The organism is Anabaena catenula FACHB-362, assembly GCF_014698735.1.
Lineage (GTDB): Bacteria > Cyanobacteriota > Cyanobacteriia > Cyanobacteriales > Nostocaceae > Anabaena > Anabaena variabilis_A.
The window spans coordinates 96,412-114,888 of record NZ_JACJTQ010000011.1 but is presented as its reverse complement, the minus strand read 5'-3'; the positions used below and the strand labels follow the sequence as shown (position 1 = coordinate 114,888).

The following is an 18,477-nucleotide window of genomic DNA, read 5'->3' as shown; positions in this document are numbered from 1 at the left end:
TTGTGATCTGAATCATTTCCGATTTCTGAGCAAATTCACATCTTGCACCTTCTCAATCAGCGTTGGTGGGCAATGCCCTGTAACACGAAATAATAATCAAGTTTGCGTTCAGTAAAGCCACAATGCTTACCAAGACTGACTTTGATCAAGTCAGCAAATTTTTTATTTTTTATTTTTCCAAATAGCTGCATAAAACTCAAAACCCCAGCGTGTAAATCAGCAAGGAGTTCAAAAGCTAACGCCAAACTCCATTACACAAAAAACGAGGTTAATCACCTCAGATGTGACATCACTTTTACTTTGAAAAATATAAGGACAAACTCAAATGCCTACATACACTGGTGACGATAACAATAATGTTTTTGCTGCTCCTAATGATGGTTTAGCTTGGGTGTTTTCTGGAAAGGGAGGTAATGACGTTCTCACGGGTGGAGTTAAAGATGACAAAGTAGATGGCGGTGCTGGTAACGATACCCTCAATGGCGGTGCTGGCAAGGATACCATTATAGGTGGGGCTGGTTATGACACGCTCAATGGTGGGGATGGTGATGATATCTTGATTGATACCGACGGTATTGTTGATGGTGGTGTAGGGATTGACACTCTTAAAGCAGACTACAGTCTATTTAATAATGGCGTTGGGATTGAAGTGGGATACAACGGAGAAAATGCCATCTATAGCGATGATAACAGCATAATTCCTGGCAGTGGTTTGGGTTATAACGCTTCTGTCTTACTCAAATACAGCAATATTGAGAAGTTTGAGATCACAGGTACACAATATGCCGATGTTTTGCGAGGTGGTGCTAACAATGACATCCTCAAAGGTGGTGCTGGCAATGATATCTTAGATGGCGGGGCTGGCAATGATATCTTAGATGGTGGTACTGGCAATGATAGCATCACGGGTGGGGCTGGCAACGATACCATCACAGGTGGGGCTGGTTATGACTACCTTTTTGGTGGAGATGGCGATGATATCTTGATTGATACCGACGGTAGTGTCGATGGTGGTGTAGGCATTGACACTCTCAGATCAGACTACAGCCTGCTTAACAATGGCGCTGGTGTTGATGTGGGATATTTGGGATATAGTCAGATTTTCAGCCGCTTGACTGGTCAGGGCATACTTGGTTACAGCAATATTGAGAAGTTTGATATCACAGGCACAAAATATACCGATGTTTTGCGGGGTGCGGCTGGTAATGACATCCTCAAAGGTGGTGCTGGTGATGATGAAATTCGTGGCGGGGCTGGCAATGATATCCTGGATGGTGGAACTGGTAATGACTACCTTTTTGGTGGAGATGGTAATGATATTTTGATTGATACTAACGGTAGTATTGATGGTGGTGCTGGCATTGACACTCTCAGGGCAGACTACAGCCTGTTAGACAATGGTGCTGGTGTTCATGTGGGATATCTGGGACAAAATCAGATTTTCAGCCGCTTGACTGGTACGGGCATACTTGGTTACAGCAATATTGAGAAGTTTGAGATCACAGGCACAAAATATGCCGATGTTCTCCAAGGTGGTGCTGGCAATGACATCCTCAAAGGTGGTGCTGGCAACGATACCATCACTGGTGGAGTTGGCAATGATACCCTCACTGGTGGTCTTGGTGCAGATAACTTTGTTTTCAACTCCAAGTTAGAAGGAATTGATGTGATCAAAGATTTTAGTTGGGCTGAAGGTGACAAGATTCAAATTTCTAAAGTTGGATTTGGGATTACTGATGTCAATAGTTTCAGCTATAATAATGTTACTGGTGGTTTGTTATTCCAAGGAACTCAATTCGCTACTCTTGAGAATAAACCTGCTGGTTTCGCGGTTAGTCTAGACATCCAGCTTGTTTAAAACTCTGTAGAAATTAGTCTGATAAATTCATAATTTTAAGTCTACTAATTACACCCAGGAATTTCAAATAATTTCTGGGTGTAGTTTTTTTTACCCACATTTCAGAATGTGGGTTTAGCTATTGCTATATGTTTATGGCTTGGGTGTGCAACATGGAACAATGGAAGCAGAATTATCTAAATTAACTTGTTTGAGTAGTTCATTCCAAGCTAATGCAATTTTCGGGTCTTTGTTCTTACTGTCTTGGATTTGTTCCCCCAAAGTTGTTAAGGCATTATGCCAAATACCATTTTTGGCAAAAATAGCAGCTTGTTCTAATGGTGTTTTTGCTGCTTCTAGTTGCTTTTGCAGCGTTGGATTGAGGGCAACTTGCGTCATTGAACCTCGAACATAAACGGATGCAGAAGGCTTATCTTGATCACAATAAATGGCAAAAGTCCAACGATAAGATTTGCCTGTTTCTAAGGGTACTGTAGGTTTTATAGCTAGGCTGACTATACCTGCTTGTGTTTCTGGTGGATTAAATTTTGTTTGATAGACATAATTATCTGCTTCGTCTTGAATTACAAATTCAACAGGAAGTTTGGGAGTTAACTTATCAGGTACTAAAAACCAAAATGTGGGATTTGGAGATGCTGATTGTCCCCAAACGAAATCTTTCGTTCTTGTTTTAGTTATGGGTACTAGAGCCGTGAGGTTTGTATACTGCTTACATGGGCCTCGACTACCCCCACCTTTACGTCGGCCTCTGGGTTCTCCTGGCTGTTCCTGCACTCCTGGTGCAATATACTGTATTTGAGTAGTTTGTGTTGGGGTTTTAGCCTGTCCACTTTGCCAATTTCCTGGTAAGTTAAAAATGCTCAATGTCATTGCAGAGATGATGCTGGCAGTATGAAACCAAAGTGTTTTTTTCATAGCAAAAATTTATTTTTTAATGAAACAATGTATATAACAAGTTATACCTGTTTTTTATGAATATGCCCTTGATTTCTGACTATAAAAACTTTATCTCTCCATTGGCTTTTATCCCCCAATTTACAGCGATTTTTGGGTAAATAAACCACATTTTTAGATCACACGCAGTGAGAAGAAGTGGTTTCTAGCAGAGTAAGCGCAAAGGAAGAAAGAAATCCAGATATTTAGAGTGTGTTCTCAATACGTTAAAACCTAAAAACTTTTTGGGTTCTTAGGTTTCCACTTGATGGGTTTTCAGTCTATTTTTTTATCTCAGTCATATTGCACTGTGAACTAACATCTACTGCTTGACAAATTTTTAGGTTTATCAGAATTTGCTCTTTCAGAATTTTGTCTTTAAAATTAATTGGAGTTACCACTAACATATTTAATTACACGTTCTGACTGTAAAAGTTTGCCATTCTTGGAAATGCTTAGTTCAGCCCCAGTAACAACATATTCATATTGTCCATTCTTGGCAATAATTCCTATTCCTTCTTCTGAATAAGTTGGCAGAGAATAAATTCCTCTACCATTCTGCTTAGAAATGCCTGTATAAAACAGCGTTCCACGACGATCGCAAAGGTGAATAATAAAATTACGAGTTTCAATTTTGGCAAATAACTTTCCTCCTCCTGTATATTTGGGACAAGTACTTACTCTAGCTATATTTCTGCTATTTACTGCTGAATTTTTATTAGCTGTTAATTCTGAGGCAACAGCAGAATTCACAGTACCAACAATTGATAAAGCTGTTCCACAAGTTGTAGCCAAGATTAATAACAAAGATTTCATTTTTTTGTTAGGGTAAATATTCATGTTCAGTTCCTTAAGTCAATGAATTTATACTGTTTGTCAAGAAGTCTGGTGTTAGCCATTTGACTTCTTGATGAGTTACACGTTCCAGTTTTGAGGTTTATGCACTCAAATCAGCGCAAAACAAAAAGTTTTTTTAGTAGGACTTAGACCAAAAAATCCGATAAAATAGCCTCAAGTGTATATACAGATATAGCGTTTCTTGGTTCAGTGAGATACAATTACCCCTCCCCCAACCCCCTCCCCGCTGTTTCGTGGAGGGGGCTATGATGTGCCTCATTCAAGTGCATACCGCTATAGACTTTTAGATATTTTTGTTTGGTTTATTGATATACAGGAGGGAATAGGTTTGAAAGTCTCTTTGTATATGGCTTTGTATGTAATTTACCTAACTTTTTGATACATTACCCATATCTAAAATTTCTGTAATTTTTTACTGATATAAGTAGCTTGAGCGCTAGAAATTAGTAAAGAAATCAGAGATGGTACTAAAGGTATCCAACCGCCCTGAATGAGTATGATTAAGCAGAGTCCAGATAGTGTGCCTATTGCGATCGCTAAGATAATAATTAAATAAGTGATTTTTCTAACATACCAAGCTAGTAATCCACCTGTCAAAGACCAACACCAAATCCAGCAGATTTCAATCCCCTGACTCCAAACCCATAATAGAGGTCGGTTGTCTAAAGCAGCACTGATAATCTGGCTGACCATCTGTGCTTGAATGAATATGCCTGGTACGACTTCTAAGGGGCTTTTACCATAAGGTGTAGACCAATAATCACTACTACTATTACTGGTGACACCGATAAGAATAATTCGGTCTTTGAGGGCATTGGGGTTAATTTGCCCATTTAATACTTGGCTCATGGTAACTTGTGGGGCGATCGCTTGTACAGAGGGCGAAAAACGATAGTTCAGCAGGATTTGACTGCCTTGTGCATCTATGGACTGATAACCGCCACTTCTTTTGTACAAACGTCCGAAGGTTTTATTCCCTAGTTGTAAATTCCAATCTGGTGTAAATTTGGCGGTAATTCCCCGTGATTGCAGATATAAAAACCCTAACCGAGTGCTGAAGGCGTAAGCGGGAGTACAAGTTGATGAGATGGGATTTGGGGTCATGGCCATTAGATGACGGCGCATTACACTGTCGTTATCTTCGATAAAATCGCTAAAACCCAGCCTTGCTTCTGGGATTTCCGGTGGAGGTGAAACGCCTGTGGGGTCATATTCTGGATCAGCACGTTTACAAATAGCAATCAAGCGATCGCTTTTTTGCATCCGTTTGACTAGTTCTGGTTGGTTGGCACTTACGGGAAAATCCCGGTATATATCTAGACCAATAGCTGCTGGTTGATATTGTTCGAGTTTTGTGAGTAATAAGTTGAGATATTTATCTGAAAGTGAACCTTGTCTAGGTTCTTGTCCTTGTGCTTGAATATCTTGGTCAGTGATGGTTACAACCAATAGCCGGGAGTCTGGTTGTTCTTTGGGGCGCGATCGCATTAATTGGTCAAATGCTCCCAATTCTAGGGCTTGCATTCCCCCTAATAACCGTATTATTACTATCACAAAAGTAATAATTGAGCTACCCAAAACCACAACTGGTAACTGCCGTAAATTGGCGCGTGACAACTGTAAACCAGACTGCTGACCGCAAAAATCCTGCCAAGTTGGCGATATTTCTGATGGATTCTGGCAAATCACAGGCAACCAAGTAGCGCAGGGAAAATCATGTTCTAGAGACTGTAACCTTTCCCTAGCTTCTCTGACTGCTGTATACAAAGTTTGTCCTCGTGAAAAAACAGCGAGGAAATGCTTTAAAAATTCCTGTGCAACCCTGTCGGGGACAGGTTCTCGCATGACAATCACTTGGGGCAAATGCAAATCTGCTAAATCTTCTGCTATGCCCAAACCATCACAAGAGTTAAAAATAGCTAAATGCAAACCTTGTGCGATCGCTTTTTGTAAACCATACTTTAATTGATCAATTGTCAAAGTTTCGCCAGCATTTAGTACCATTTTCCCTTTACCTTGACTGGAACTATGCCCCGCAAAAAAGAGAATGTCCCAACCAGATTCCCATAATTGTTCTGTAAGTTGAGAACGGTTAGGTTCAACTAAAAACTTGATTTCTGCATTAGGTAATTGTCGTAGTAAATTTTGGTCTTTTTCTAGATCAATGCCATTGCGATCGCCTAAAATAGCTAAAATTCTAACTTTACCATTAGTCTTTCTCTGCTTATTTTTAATTGCACGGGTATATTCAGGAGGACTGAGGGCTATTTCTGCTAATGGGTAATCAGTAAAAAAATTCCACAAACACCAAGGTAGCTTTAAAACTTGATGGCATTCAGAAGTAATAATGCAGCGAATTTCATCTGTAGGTAAAAGTTGGGTTCGTAGCTTGCGGTCAATATTCAGAAACGCTAAACTATTGAGCCATATATTCAGACTTTTTTGTAATTCTTGGCAGAGGTTTTCAAACTCGGCTTGAGAAATATGAGTAACGTCTTCTTCTTCAATTTCAAATTCAGAAATGTTGTGACTACGCCATCCTAAACTTGCATATAACGCTGTATACAATTGTTGCCAACGTTGATAAAGATGTTCTAATTGTGGTGCAGCAGGTAATCCACCTGTAAATTGCATGGGATTAGGAACATCTGTTTGCCAAAGTTGAGCTATGACCGTGGGAAACCCTTGGTGTAAGTTTCCTTTTCCTAAATTTAGGACGATCAATTTACTCATGTTTGGTAATTTGTAATTTGTAATTTGTAAGAGATTATTTCTCGTTCCCATACTCTGTATAGGAATGAATTTTAGAAGGCTCTGCCTATGGCTCTAGCGGAGCATACGCCAAGCTGCATTAACGATGATATCAGAGGCAGAGCCTCTGTGATGGCATTCCCAGTCAGAGCCTGGGAACGAGATACAGTCCTCATCTTAATCCTGTTCATCCTTAAATCCTGGAAATCCTGATTCTGACAAGTTGTTTAGTGGGTAAGGGTTTAGCATTGCTAAACCCCTACAATAACTAATTAACATTCAAACTCTTCTGTGAAGGTGAAATCATCAAGAATTACCTGAATACTAAATCTTGTATTTACTGGACAGCGAAATCTTTTCAGTTGAATAGAATTATCCTCTTCCCTTGCTGTTACTGATTGCACAACATCGCCTGATGTAGAAATCAATGCTAGTCTAACATTAGTTGGTAAATAAGAATTGCGATTATTCGGATATAACTGAGCGCGAATTCCTACTCTACCATCTGTTTCTGCTGTTAAATGCAACATCAGTACCACTGTTTGACTACTAGATAAGTCTATTACTTTTACCCGTCGAATTGATTCTTCAACAACATCATTGCTTTGACGAAAACTGAAGGCTAAATTGGGTTCTGCACCAAATAATGTTTCTATTGTTTGCCAGCTATTTGTAACCACATTCTCAAACCACTGACGCAAATTAACAATTGTTGAATTCTGGGTTTGTGGGAAAAAGTCTTCCCTTTCTAATAATGCTCCCCAAATTTCAAAGGGCAATTCTAAGCGAGGATTAGTAATTGTCGGATTTGCTAATCTTTGCTTGAGGTTTTCTGCTTGGGTAGTTGATAAAATAGGCAAAGGAGCGATCGCTTTTTGTGTTTGTTCTTCAGGATATAATTGACGTACAACCCACAGTACATTCAAATCCTCAATCATTTGATTAGCGTCCAAAGAGTAAGTCCGCTCTTGAGGATCATAGCTACCTTGATTTTTTAATTGTTCATGGGTGGTATAACCCCAAATTCGCAGCCATTCACCATCAGGATTAACTTGTACTGCTAGATAATAATCTCCAGCTAACTTAGGAATATCTATCCATTCTTGGGGGACATGAAATTCTCTAGTTTCTAAATTTTTATCTGGAATCAGAATCAGGCGTTTTGTATCCAGATTTATAGCAGTGCCGCTGACTACTTCCCAAATCTGGGGAAGGGTTTCTACAGTAGCTTCTGGTGCATATTCTGTTTGCAACCAAGGTAGAAAGGTACTGAGGCATACTTGATTCAAAAAGGCATTCCAACGACCGAGAGGACTCACAAAAGACTGGCTTTGCTGCCAAGATTGGTTTTGTACCTCTAAAGATACCTCTAACCACAGTTGGGTAGGGGGGACACAGAACAGAGACATAACTATTTCTCCTTTGAGGAGTGAGATTCCAGATTACGGAAATAATTCTGTAACCACTCCTCTAACACTGCACTAATATATTTCACCACGTTGGAACTTGGAGAAATATGCATTGTCTCCTGACTCCATTTGGTAATGGCCAGCAGTAGGGATTCTCTGGCTTTAGCTAATTGACGTGAAACTTGATATTGCTGGATTTGTTGCTGTTGGGCTATTTGTTGTTGGGTGAGTCCTTGCTGATAATATAGCTGCAATAACTGCTGTGATTGTGGAGTCAGTTTTTCCAAGGCCGCAATTAACAAGTTGTGGATTTCTGTTTGTTGATTTTTTTGAGTTTCGGCTTCTTCCTCAGCAATTATACTAGTTAGTAAAGATTCATGAGTATTATCTGGTAAATCATCTTGCAATTCACCATCTGCTTGTCCTAACTTGGGTAAGTTGAGGGAAGAAACCACTGGATAAAGATAAGCACGCACCTGTTTGGCACAAAAAACCAGCCATTTTTCTAGAGTTTCGGCATTGCATTCTGTCCCAGGGGGGTTAAGGGTTAAGCATTCGCGGTTGTAGAGTTGAGTTATAGTTTCCCAAGTCTCTTGGTCAGGTTTTTGTAATTTACGAACACCTGGAGATTTACTGAGAATATAACCATCTGTAAAACATTTCCAAGCCAACAGGTAACGAGCAATAATCTCATCTGTCACCCCAGCATTTTGTAAAGCTTCCTGGAGTCGCTTGCGGCTTAATTTCAGCAATAATGCCCAATCATGGCAAAAATCTATTTCTTGTTTTTGGCGTAAAGCATCGCGGATAATATTACCAAAAGCGACAGTACTATAACTTTTTAAACTAGCTTTTTGATTAGGATCACAACCTTTTAAGATTTTGGGAAGTTCGGAAATTGCTATCTGAAAACAGTCAGATAAACTACTCTGTAAGCTGGAAAATTGGGGAATTGTTCTTTGTACAGACCAATAACAGGTTTCTTGCAAGTAAGCAGATAGATGACCAAGTGCTAAGGAATTTGGTTGAGTTTGCCAAGCTTTATGCCAGTAAATTGCCCAAAAATTTTCTGAGTTTTGCGTTTGGGGTATTTGTAATAAGAGCTTCTGGATGCTGCGACGTAATTTGGCATCATATACCCAACCGTTGAAGCGTTCAGCCTCAAATTGTAGGAAAGTCGCAAACATTTCCAGGATACTTTGCCGAGAGCGCATGAATTAATAGGTTGCTAAATAGGGTTTAAATGTTGATATCCAGTATAAGTATATCGTTTGAATTCAAAAGATATAATCAAATATATAGTAATCCTTTCTGATTTGTGAACACTAAAAGATTTAGATCCCCAACTTCTCTCAGAAGTCGGGGATATAGCATTTCCTAGTCTAATGAAGTACAAAATTATCTGCGTCTATCTGCGTTTAATTTAGGACTTACGCAAAAGTAAGGAAAAAATGAACCGCAAAGACGCGAAGAGCGCGTTCGCGTAGCGTCTCGAAGAGAAGGAAAGAGGGTTTAGAGAAATTTTGCGTAAGTTCTGTAATTGTTACTGCTTGTACCTCACTTGAATGGGAATTGCTATATTGTTGTTTACAACTAATTTAGGACGGCTATATAAGGTGTAGCGACAAAAAATAAAGTCCACATTCTTGACATTGACATTAATGTCAAGGTTTAGGGTGAGAGTAGTTATCTTCAGACAAATCTCATGCTCTACCCTCAACGGTTTCAACAATTCACGATAGAACACGCTGACGCTGTTGCCGCAATGCTTTGTGGTTTCCTGCTATTTCTCGGCTGGTTTGCTTTACATCTCAACTGGTTGGGTTTGGCGTTGCTACTGTTACCTGCTGCTTATGTCATAGGCGGCTATGAAAGCGCCTGTGAGGGGCTAACTACTCTTTTTAAAGAAAAAGAACTAGACGTAGATTTGTTGATGATAGTGGCGGCTCTAGGGGCTGCTGGTTTGGGATTATGGAAACGGGAATATCATCTAATTATCGATGGCGCGATTTTAATTCTCATTTTTGCTATTAGTGGCGCGTTGGAAGGTTACGCTATGCGTCGCACAGAACGCAGTATCCGCAGTTTGATGAGTTTGACAGCAGATACAGCGCGGGTTCTGCGTCAAGGAAGTGAAGAAATGGTTTCTATCTCTGAGTTACGGGTGGGAGATGAAATAATTGTGAAACCGGGGGAAATTATTCCTACTGATGGGGTGATTTTATCTGGTTACAGTACTTTAAATCAAGCGGCTATTACGGGGGAATCTTTACCTGTAGAAAAGACGGTGGGAGAGGAAGTTTTTGCAGGTAGTCTCAACGGTTATGGGGCGTTACAGTTGCAAGTACACAAACCTGCGGAAAGTAGTTTAATTCAACGGGTAATTAAGTTAGTTGAACAAGCGCAAACAGAAGCACCTCCTTCTCAAGAGTTTATCGAAAAATTTGAACGGGGCTATGCGCGGTTTATTGTGATTGCGGGAATATTATTAGCAATTTTACCGCCATTTCTTTGGGGTTGGGATTGGGAAACTACGATTTATCGGGCTTTAACTTTTTTGGTGGTAGCTTCTCCCTGTGCTTTAATGGCGGCGATAATGCCTACTTTACTATCTGGAATTGCTAATGGTGCAAGAAGGGGAATTTTGTTTAAAAATGGCTCTCAATTGGAGATGATTGGGAAAGTCAGAGCGATCGCATTTGATAAAACTGGTACTCTAACTACAGGACTGGTAAAAGTCTCTCAGGTAATTGCATCTGAGGAATTTACTCACAATGATGTATTAACAGCAGCAGCATCTGTAGAATCGGCTTCTGAACATCCCATTGCTAAGGCAATTATTCAAGCTGCGGCTGAGTTAACATGGGAACGGGCAATTGAGGCGCAAGCTATCCCAGGACAGGGTATTATTGGCATATTAGATGAACAAAAGATCATTGTCGGGAATGGGACTTTTATTAAAAAGTCTGTGACTAATTTACCTGCTGCTTTGCAAAAAACGGCGCAAGGTTGGGAAGATGAGGGTAAAACTGTGGTTTGGGTAGCCCAGGAAAATTCTCAATCAGGAATCACCAATTGTTTGGGTATAATTGCGATCGCAGATGAAGTCAGAGAAGAAGCAGCTGCAACTATTCCCCAGTTACGGAAGTTGGGAATTGAAGAAATTGTCATGTTAACTGGGGATAATCACAGAACCGCCCAAACTGTTGCTAAGTTGGTGGGAATTGATCGAGTGTATGCAGAGCTTTTGCCAGAAGATAAACTAGATGTAATTCGTAGTCTCCAGAAACATTACCAGACTGTGGCTATGGTGGGAGATGGTATTAATGATGCACCTGCGTTAGCGCAAGCTTCTGTCGGTATTGCTATGGGTGTGGCTGGTAGTGATGTAGCTTTGGAAACCGCAGATATAGTATTGATGGCGGATAATTTAGAAAAGATTGCGGTGGCGATGAAATTGGGCAAGCGATCGCACTCTATAATCAAACAAAATATCACTGTAGCTTTGGGTTTTATTGTTTTACTTTTAATTGGTAACTTTTTCGGTAATATTAACCTCCCTATTGGCGTTATCGGCCATGAAGGTTCGACGGTATTAGTTACTTTGAGTGGTTTAAGGTTGTTGAAAAAGTGAATATACAGCGCTTTCTACTGTTATGAGATACAGTTTTTTATCCCCAAGCCTGTAGGGGCGGGGTTTCCCCGCCCTAGATTATATTGTATTCAATCGAGAACCGCTGTATGAATGGGTTTCGCGTCAAGACGTAAAGTTTCATATCAGTAATGTCGGCTTCTGATAAGTAATTAAGCGGACATGATATGATACTCCAAAAGGTTTAAAAATTAACTTTTTCAAAATAGTGGGTTTAGCCTGTCTAATTGCGGTTTCTAACCGCCCTTTTAACTAATAAACCCCTACTAATTTTAATGCAATAGAAAACTACACTCTGTTATCAGGTGCAAAAATCATAAATATGTTGAATAACTCTTTACTCTATAAAACTACCACAGTTGTCTTTATTGATTCCTCCGTTTCCGACTATCAAACCCTACAGACAGGAGTTGTTGAGGGAGTAGAAACAATCATTCTTTCCCCAAATAAAGACGGAATTGAGGAAATTACTGAATTTTTACAACAATATCCCCAAATTACCAATATTCACATCGTTTCTCACGGTTCTCCTGGATGTTTGTATTTAGGGAATAGCCAACTGAATTTAAATAACATTGGTAAATATACTGAATTATTGCAGCGTTGGCAAAGTCAGAGCATTTTACTCTATGGTTGTAACGTCGCTGCGGGGGATGCTGGAGAAGAATTTATTAGAAAATTACATGAGATTACCAACGCAACCGTTAGCGCGTCAGCAACAAAAACGGGAAATACAGCATTAGGGGGAAATTGGGAGTTAGAAGTTAATATTCCCACAGATGTAGAGACGTTCCATGGAACGTCTCTACATTATTTGTCGGATATTGTTTTTCTTGCAGATACCCTCAACACCTATCAGGGAGTATTTGCACCTACGTTAATCGGGGTGTGGGATCGTTTAAGCTATGCCTATGATGTGACAGTGGTGGGTAACTACGCCTACGCAGTGGGGGACACCCTAGATATTATTGATATTAGTGACCCCAACAACCCAGTTTTAAAGGGAAGTTACGATATCTCTAATGGTAGGAGTGTAAAAATAGTAGGCAACTACGCTTATGTGGCTGATGGGTATTCAGGACTGCAAATCATCAATATCAGCAATCCAGCCGCACCCACCCTCGTCGGCAATTATGATACGAATGGCAATGCTTTAGATGTGGAAATAGTAGGCAACTACGCTTATGTGGCTGATAGTACTTCAGGAATGCAAATCATCAACATCAGCAACCCAGCCGCACCCACCCTCATCGGCAATTATGATACGAATGGCTCTGCTTTAGATGTGGAAATAGTAGGCAACTACGCTTATGTGGCTGATGGTGATTCATACCTGGAAATCATCAATATCAGCAATCCAGCCGCACCCACTCTCATCGGCAATTATTATACTAGTGGCGACGAGGCTTTAGATGTGGAAATAGTAGGCAACTACGCTTATGTCGCTTCTTTTAGCTACTATCCTATTGACGAGTTCACTAATGATTATAATTCACACCTGAACATCTTCGACATCAGCAACCCCACTGAACCTATCTTCAAGGGCTATTATTATCTTGATGGCAAGGCTAATGATGTACAAATAGTAGGCAACTACGCTTATGTAACTTACACTGAAGCCTATAATTTTAGTTCAGGGCTGGAAATCATCGACATCAGCAACCCTACTGAGCCTGTCTTCAAAGGCAATTATGCTTCTTATAACTCTGCTAATGGTGTACAAGTAGTAGGCAACTACGCTTATGTCACTAATGATATTACAGGACTGGAAATCATCGACATCAGCAACCCTACAACCCCCACCCTCGTCGGCAATTATGATAATGGCTTTGCTAGAGGTGTGCAAGTAGTAGGCAACTACGCTTATGTGGCTGATGGTGATGCAGGACTGGAAATCATCGACATCAGCAATCCCACTACCCCCATCTTCAAGGGCAATTATGATACTAGTGGCTATGCTAGAGATGTACAAATAGTAGGCAACTACGCTTATGTGGCTGATGGGTATTCAGGACTGCAAATCATCGACATCAGCAACCCCACTAGCCCCACCCTCGTCGGCAATTATGATAATGGCTTTGCTGAAGATGTACAAATAGTAGGCAACTACGCTTATGTGGCTGATGGGACTTCAGGACTGCAAATCATTGACATCAGCAACCCCACTAGCCCCATCCTCAAGGGCAATTATGCTACCTTTGTCTATGCTTTAGATGTACAAATAGTAGGCAACTACGCTTATGTGGCTGATGGGACTTCAGGACTGCAAATCATCAATATCAGCAACCCTACAACCCCCACCCTCGTCGGCAATTATGATACTTCTGACTTTGCTGTGGATGTGGAAATAGTAGGCAACTACGCTTATGTGGCTGATGGGACTTCAGGACTGCAAATCATCAATATCAGCAACCCAGCCGCACCCACTCTCGTCGGCAATTATCATACTTCTAACTATGCTTTCGATGTGGAAATAGTAGGCAACTACGCTTATGTGGCTGATGGGTATTCAGGACTGCAAATCATCAATATCAGCAACCCAGCCGCACCCACTCTCGTCGGCTATCATACTTCTAACTATGCTGTGGATGTGGAAATAGTAGGCAACTACGCTTATGTGGCTGATAGTGCAGATGGGTTAAAGATTATTGATGTGAGTGAATTTACTAACCCAATCACAAACCAAGCCCCAACAAACCTCACCTTATCTAACAGCAACATAGCTGAAAATCAACCCATTGCTACAGTAGTTGGTAACTTCACCACCACCGACCCAGATATAGGTAATACCTTCACCTATAGCTTAGTTAGTGGTACAGGTTCAACTAATAACAGTTTATTTACCATCAGTGGTACTCAACTAAAAACCCAAGCTAGTTTTAACTTTGAAGCCAAAAATAGTTATAGTATTCGAGTTCGTACCCAAGACCAAGATGGATTATTTTACGAAAAACAACTCACCATCATTATTAACAACATTGCAGAAAACGCCATTATAGGCACAGCAGCTAACAATATTCTCAATGGTACAGCCAATGCAGATCGGATTGATGGCTTAGATGGAAGTGATACACTCTACGGTTTAGCCGGCAATGATGATTTATATGGTGGTAATGGTGATGATACCCTCAACGGTGGTACAGGTGCAGATGCCTTAATTGGTGGTGCTGGTAATGATTTCTACTTTGTGGATAATATCGCAGATACTATCACTGAAGCGGCTAATGCGGGAACTGATGCGGTTTTCAGCACTGTAACTTACACATTAGCCAACAACGTAGAAAACCTGACTTTACAAGGAACAGCTGCAATTAATGGTACTGGTAACACCTTAAATAATGTCCTCACAGGAAACGCAGCAGCTAACACTCTCTCTGGTGGCGCAGGTGCAGATACCCTCAACGGTGGTGCAGGTGCAGATGCCTTAATTGGTAGTGTGGGTAATGATTCTTACTATGTTGATAATGCGGGAGATGTCATCACCGAAATTGCTGGTGAAGGAACTGATGCTGTTTTCAGCACTGTCACTTATACATTAGCCAACAACGTAGAAAATCTGACTTTACAAGGAACAGCTGCAATTAATGGTACTGGTAACACCTTAAATAATGTCCTCACAGGTAACACAGCAACTAACATTCTTGATGGTAAAACAGGTGCAGATACCTTGATTGGTGGTTTGGGTAATGATTCTTACTATGTTGATAATGCGGGAGATATCATCACTGAAGCTGCTAATGCCGGAACTGATGCTGTTTTCAGCACTATCACTTACACATTAGCCAACAACGTAGAAAACCTGACTTTACAAGGAACAGCTGCAATTAATGGTACTGGTAACACCTTAAATAATGTCCTCACAGGTAACACAGCAGCTAACATTCTTGATGGTAAAACAGGTGCAGATACCTTGATTGGTGGTTTGGGTAATGATTCTTACTATGTTGATAATGCGGGAGATATCATCACTGAAGCTGCTAATGCCGGAACTGATGCTGTTTTCAGCACTATCACTTACACATTAGCCAACAATGTAGAAAACCTGACTTTACAAGGAACAGCTGCAATTAATGGTACAGGGAATACCTTAAATAATGTCCTCACAGGTAACACAGCAGCTAATACTTTGACTGGTGGTGCAGGTATCGATACCCTGACTGGTAATGCTGGTGCAGATACTTTGATTGGTGGTCTTGGTAACGATATCCAGTCTTTAGGTTTAAACGATAATGCTGTGGATATCGTTAAGTATGCTTTGAATGATGGTGCAGATACCATTACTCAGTTTGTGCGTGGTGTCGGTGGTGATAAATTCCAGTTTACAGGTATTGCTAATATTGATGTGGTGACATCAGGGGCTAATACTCTCCTACGCATTGGTGATGGCACAATTGGTAATACTGGCTTTGGAACTGGTCAGTTATTAGCTACTTTATCCGGTACATCTGGGTTTAATAGTGCTAACTTCAATGTTAATCTGTTTGGTGCTAATTTCTTGTTTAGTTAATTGGTTGTTGATGTTGTTGGTGGGTTACGCTGTCGCTAACCCACCCTACTTACTGGATTTCATATATAAAAGGATGTGAAATTTATCCTAAAAACGGCTAATATCTGAACTTTACAGTATTGCATAAATCAGAGAGCGAAAACTTGAACAAAGACTCTGCGTACCTTTGCGTTTACCTCAGCGAGCCTCTGCGTTTAAAAGTAAAGTTCCCTGCCATCTTTAGTATATTCCGATCCTCATCCTGTAAACCTTCAAATCCTAGAAATCTTGATTCTTACAACCCATACTTCAGCCTAATGACAAGGTAAACTGGTGGAATTGACTGACGAAATTAAGTGACTTATGCCTGCATTTTTATTAGAAGTTGGTACAGAAGAACTACCTGCAAGTTTTCTGCGTAATGCCATCATACAATGGCGATCGCGCATTCCCCAAAGTCTGGAAGCAAATAGTCTGACTCCAGAAGCGGTTGAGGTTTATGGTACTCCCCGACGGTTAGCGGTTTTGATTACAGGTTTACCGTCTCAACAACCAGACAAGGAAGAAGAAATTAAGGGGCCTCCCGCACAAGCAGCTTTTAAAGATGGTAAACCCACACCAGCAGCAATAGGTTTCGCTAAAAAACAAGGTGTGGAAATCACAGCTTTAGAAATTCGTCCCACAGAGAAAGGGGATTTTGTCTTTGTTCAGAAAAAGACTGCTGGCCGTCCAGTTGCGGAAATTTTAACAGAATTGGTTCCCCAGTGGGTTTGGAATTTGGAAGGAAAGCGGTTAATGCGTTGGGGAAGCGGAGATGAAAGATTTTCTCGCCCCATTCGTTGGTTGGTAGCTTTGTTAGATGGGGATGTTTTGCCGTTAGAATTAAAGAATGGCGAAAAGACTGTCAAGAGCGATCGCATTTCTCAAGCACATCGCGTTTTACATCCCGAACCTGTCAGCATTTCCCACCCTACAGAATATGTAAATACTCTCCGTTCTGCTTTTGTGACTGTCATTCCTGAAGAACGGGAAAAAGTCATCACTGAAAAAGTCCAAGCCGCAGCCCAAACAGCAGGTGGACATACAGTTCTTTACCCAGATTTATTAGCAGAAATCATCAATCTTGTCGAATATCCTTCCGCAGTTATCGGTAAATTTGAACCAGAATTTTTGCAATTACCAACTGAAGTAATTACAGAAGTCATGGTTACGCACCAACGTTATTTTCCCATCTTCAAAAATGACGATAATAATGAATTGTTGCCAAATTTCATCACAATTTCTAACGGTGATCCTGCCAAATCAGATATTATTGCTGTCGGGAATGAAAGAGTAATTCGGGCGCGTTTAGCAGATGGTAGATTTTTCTATGAAGCTGATTTAGCTAAACCGTTAGAAAGCTATTTACCCCAATTAGAAAAAGTCACTTTTCAAGAAGAGTTAGGTTCTGTTCGTGCCAAAGTAGATAGAATAGTGAATATTTCTGGACAAATCAGCAACCAATTACAATTAGATGCAGCAACAAGCGAGAATATTCACAAAGCCGCATTATTATGTAAAGCAGATTTAGTCACCCAAATGGTGTATGAATTCCCAGAATTACAAGGAATTATGGGAGAAAAATACGCCTTAGCCAGTGGGGAAAATAGCGAAGTCGCCAAAGCGATTTTTGAACATTATTTACCCACAGGTGCTGGTGATATCTTACCCGCAACTCTCACAGGTCAAGTTGTCAGTTTAGCAGATAAATTAGATACTTTAGTGAGTATATTTGGTTTGGGTTTAATTCCCACAGGTTCCTCTGATCCTTTTGCTTTACGTCGTGCGGCTAATTCCATAGTCAAAATTACTTGGTTTGCGAATTTGCAAATTAATTTAGTGCATCTAATTGAGCAAATAGCCACAAATTTTGCCACCACTTTTCACAAAGATGCAAAATCCTTAATTTCTAACTTGCAAGAATTTTTCTTACAACGTATCCGCACCTTATTACAAGAAGAAAAACAGCTAGATTATGATTTGGTAAATGCTGTATTGGGAGAAAATGACCCAGAATACACAGAACGTGCTTTACAGGATTTATTAGATGTACGCGATCGCGCTCTCTATTTACAACAAATCCGCAAAGACGGTATATTAGATAAAATCTACGAAACCGTTAACCGTTCTACCCGTCTAGCAGCACAGGGAGATTTAGACTTTCAACGGCTAGAACCACAATCCCTGGTGAAACCAGAACTCTTCCAAAAGTCTTCTGAACAAGCATTCTATAACGCCCTAGTAGAGTTAGTCCCACAAACCCAAGCAGCCCAAACAACCCGCAATTATCAACTGTTAATAGCAGCACTGGAAAAAATTGCGCCCACCGTCAGTACCTTCTTTGATGGTGAAGATAGCGTTTTAGTCATGGACTCAGATGCAAACATCAAGCGAAATCGGTTAAATTTGCTAGGATTACTCCGCAATCATGCCCGTGTTTTAGCTGATTTTGGGGCGATTGTGAAAAATCTGTAGCATAAAGCAACAAAAA

General features: G+C 40.5%; 10 protein-coding genes. 4 read left to right on the top strand and 6 right to left on the bottom strand.

Features of this window, described 5'->3' with window-relative positions:
- Nucleotides 1-56: 56 nt before the first annotated feature.
- On the bottom strand, nt 57-245 hold the full coding sequence (locus H6G68_RS09925; protein WP_190906491.1) for a hypothetical protein: 189 nt from the start codon (nt 243-245) through the stop codon (nt 57-59).
- An 80-nt stretch (nt 246-325) separates the two neighbouring features.
- On the opposite strand from H6G68_RS09925, the gene H6G68_RS09920 reads away from it, so the two are divergent.
- Complete coding sequence (locus tag H6G68_RS09920) at nt 326-1,858, top strand: calcium-binding protein (protein WP_190906490.1); 1,533 nt, start codon at nt 326-328, stop codon at nt 1,856-1,858.
- A gap of 132 nt (nt 1,859-1,990) precedes the next feature.
- Here the strand turns inward: H6G68_RS09920 and H6G68_RS09915 are convergent, their stop codons facing one another.
- From H6G68_RS09915 to H6G68_RS09895, 5 genes are all read right to left on the bottom strand, one after another.
- Nucleotides 1,991-2,773: a DUF928 domain-containing protein gene (locus H6G68_RS09915; protein WP_190906489.1), complete on the bottom strand. Its 783-nt coding sequence runs from the start codon at nt 2,771-2,773 to the stop codon at nt 1,991-1,993.
- Between the two features lie 402 nt (nt 2,774-3,175).
- Nucleotides 3,176-3,631, bottom strand: coding sequence for a hypothetical protein (locus H6G68_RS09910; RefSeq protein ID WP_190906488.1), 456 nt, complete (start codon nt 3,629-3,631; stop codon nt 3,176-3,178).
- 411 nt (nt 3,632-4,042) lie between these two features.
- Complete coding sequence (locus H6G68_RS09905; RefSeq protein WP_190906487.1) at nt 4,043-6,382, bottom strand: CHASE2 domain-containing protein; 2,340 nt, start codon at nt 6,380-6,382, stop codon at nt 4,043-4,045.
- 290 nt (nt 6,383-6,672) lie between these two features.
- Nucleotides 6,673-7,809 carry a DUF1822 family protein gene (locus H6G68_RS09900; protein ID WP_190906486.1) on the bottom strand — a complete coding sequence of 379 codons (1,137 nt, stop codon included), beginning with the start codon at nt 7,807-7,809 and terminating at the stop codon, nt 6,673-6,675.
- A gap of 2 nt (nt 7,810-7,811) precedes the next feature.
- Nucleotides 7,812-9,023 (bottom strand): sigma-70 family RNA polymerase sigma factor, encoded by a 1,212-nt coding sequence (locus H6G68_RS09895; protein WP_190906485.1) that lies wholly within the window; start codon nt 9,021-9,023, stop codon nt 7,812-7,814.
- Nucleotides 9,024-9,514: 491 nt separating this feature from the next.
- Between H6G68_RS09895 and H6G68_RS09890 the strand changes: the two genes are divergently transcribed.
- The 3 genes from H6G68_RS09890 to glyS all read left to right on the top strand — a co-directional run bounded on the left by H6G68_RS09890 (nt 9,515) and on the right by glyS (nt 18,461).
- Nucleotides 9,515-11,443 (top strand): heavy metal translocating P-type ATPase, encoded by a 1,929-nt coding sequence (locus H6G68_RS09890; protein ID WP_190906484.1) that lies wholly within the window; start codon nt 9,515-9,517, stop codon nt 11,441-11,443.
- A 340-nt stretch (nt 11,444-11,783) separates the two neighbouring features.
- Entirely contained in the window at nt 11,784-15,968 is a 4,185-nt protein-coding gene (locus H6G68_RS09885) for a DUF4347 domain-containing protein (RefSeq protein WP_190906483.1), read from the top strand.
- A 342-nt stretch (nt 15,969-16,310) separates the two neighbouring features.
- The gene (glyS, locus tag H6G68_RS09880; RefSeq protein WP_190906482.1) at nt 16,311-18,461 is read left to right on the top strand and encodes a glycine--tRNA ligase subunit beta; all 2,151 of its coding nucleotides are present in this window, start codon (nt 16,311-16,313) and stop codon (nt 18,459-18,461) included.
- The last annotated feature ends 16 nt before the right edge of the window (nt 18,462-18,477 follow it).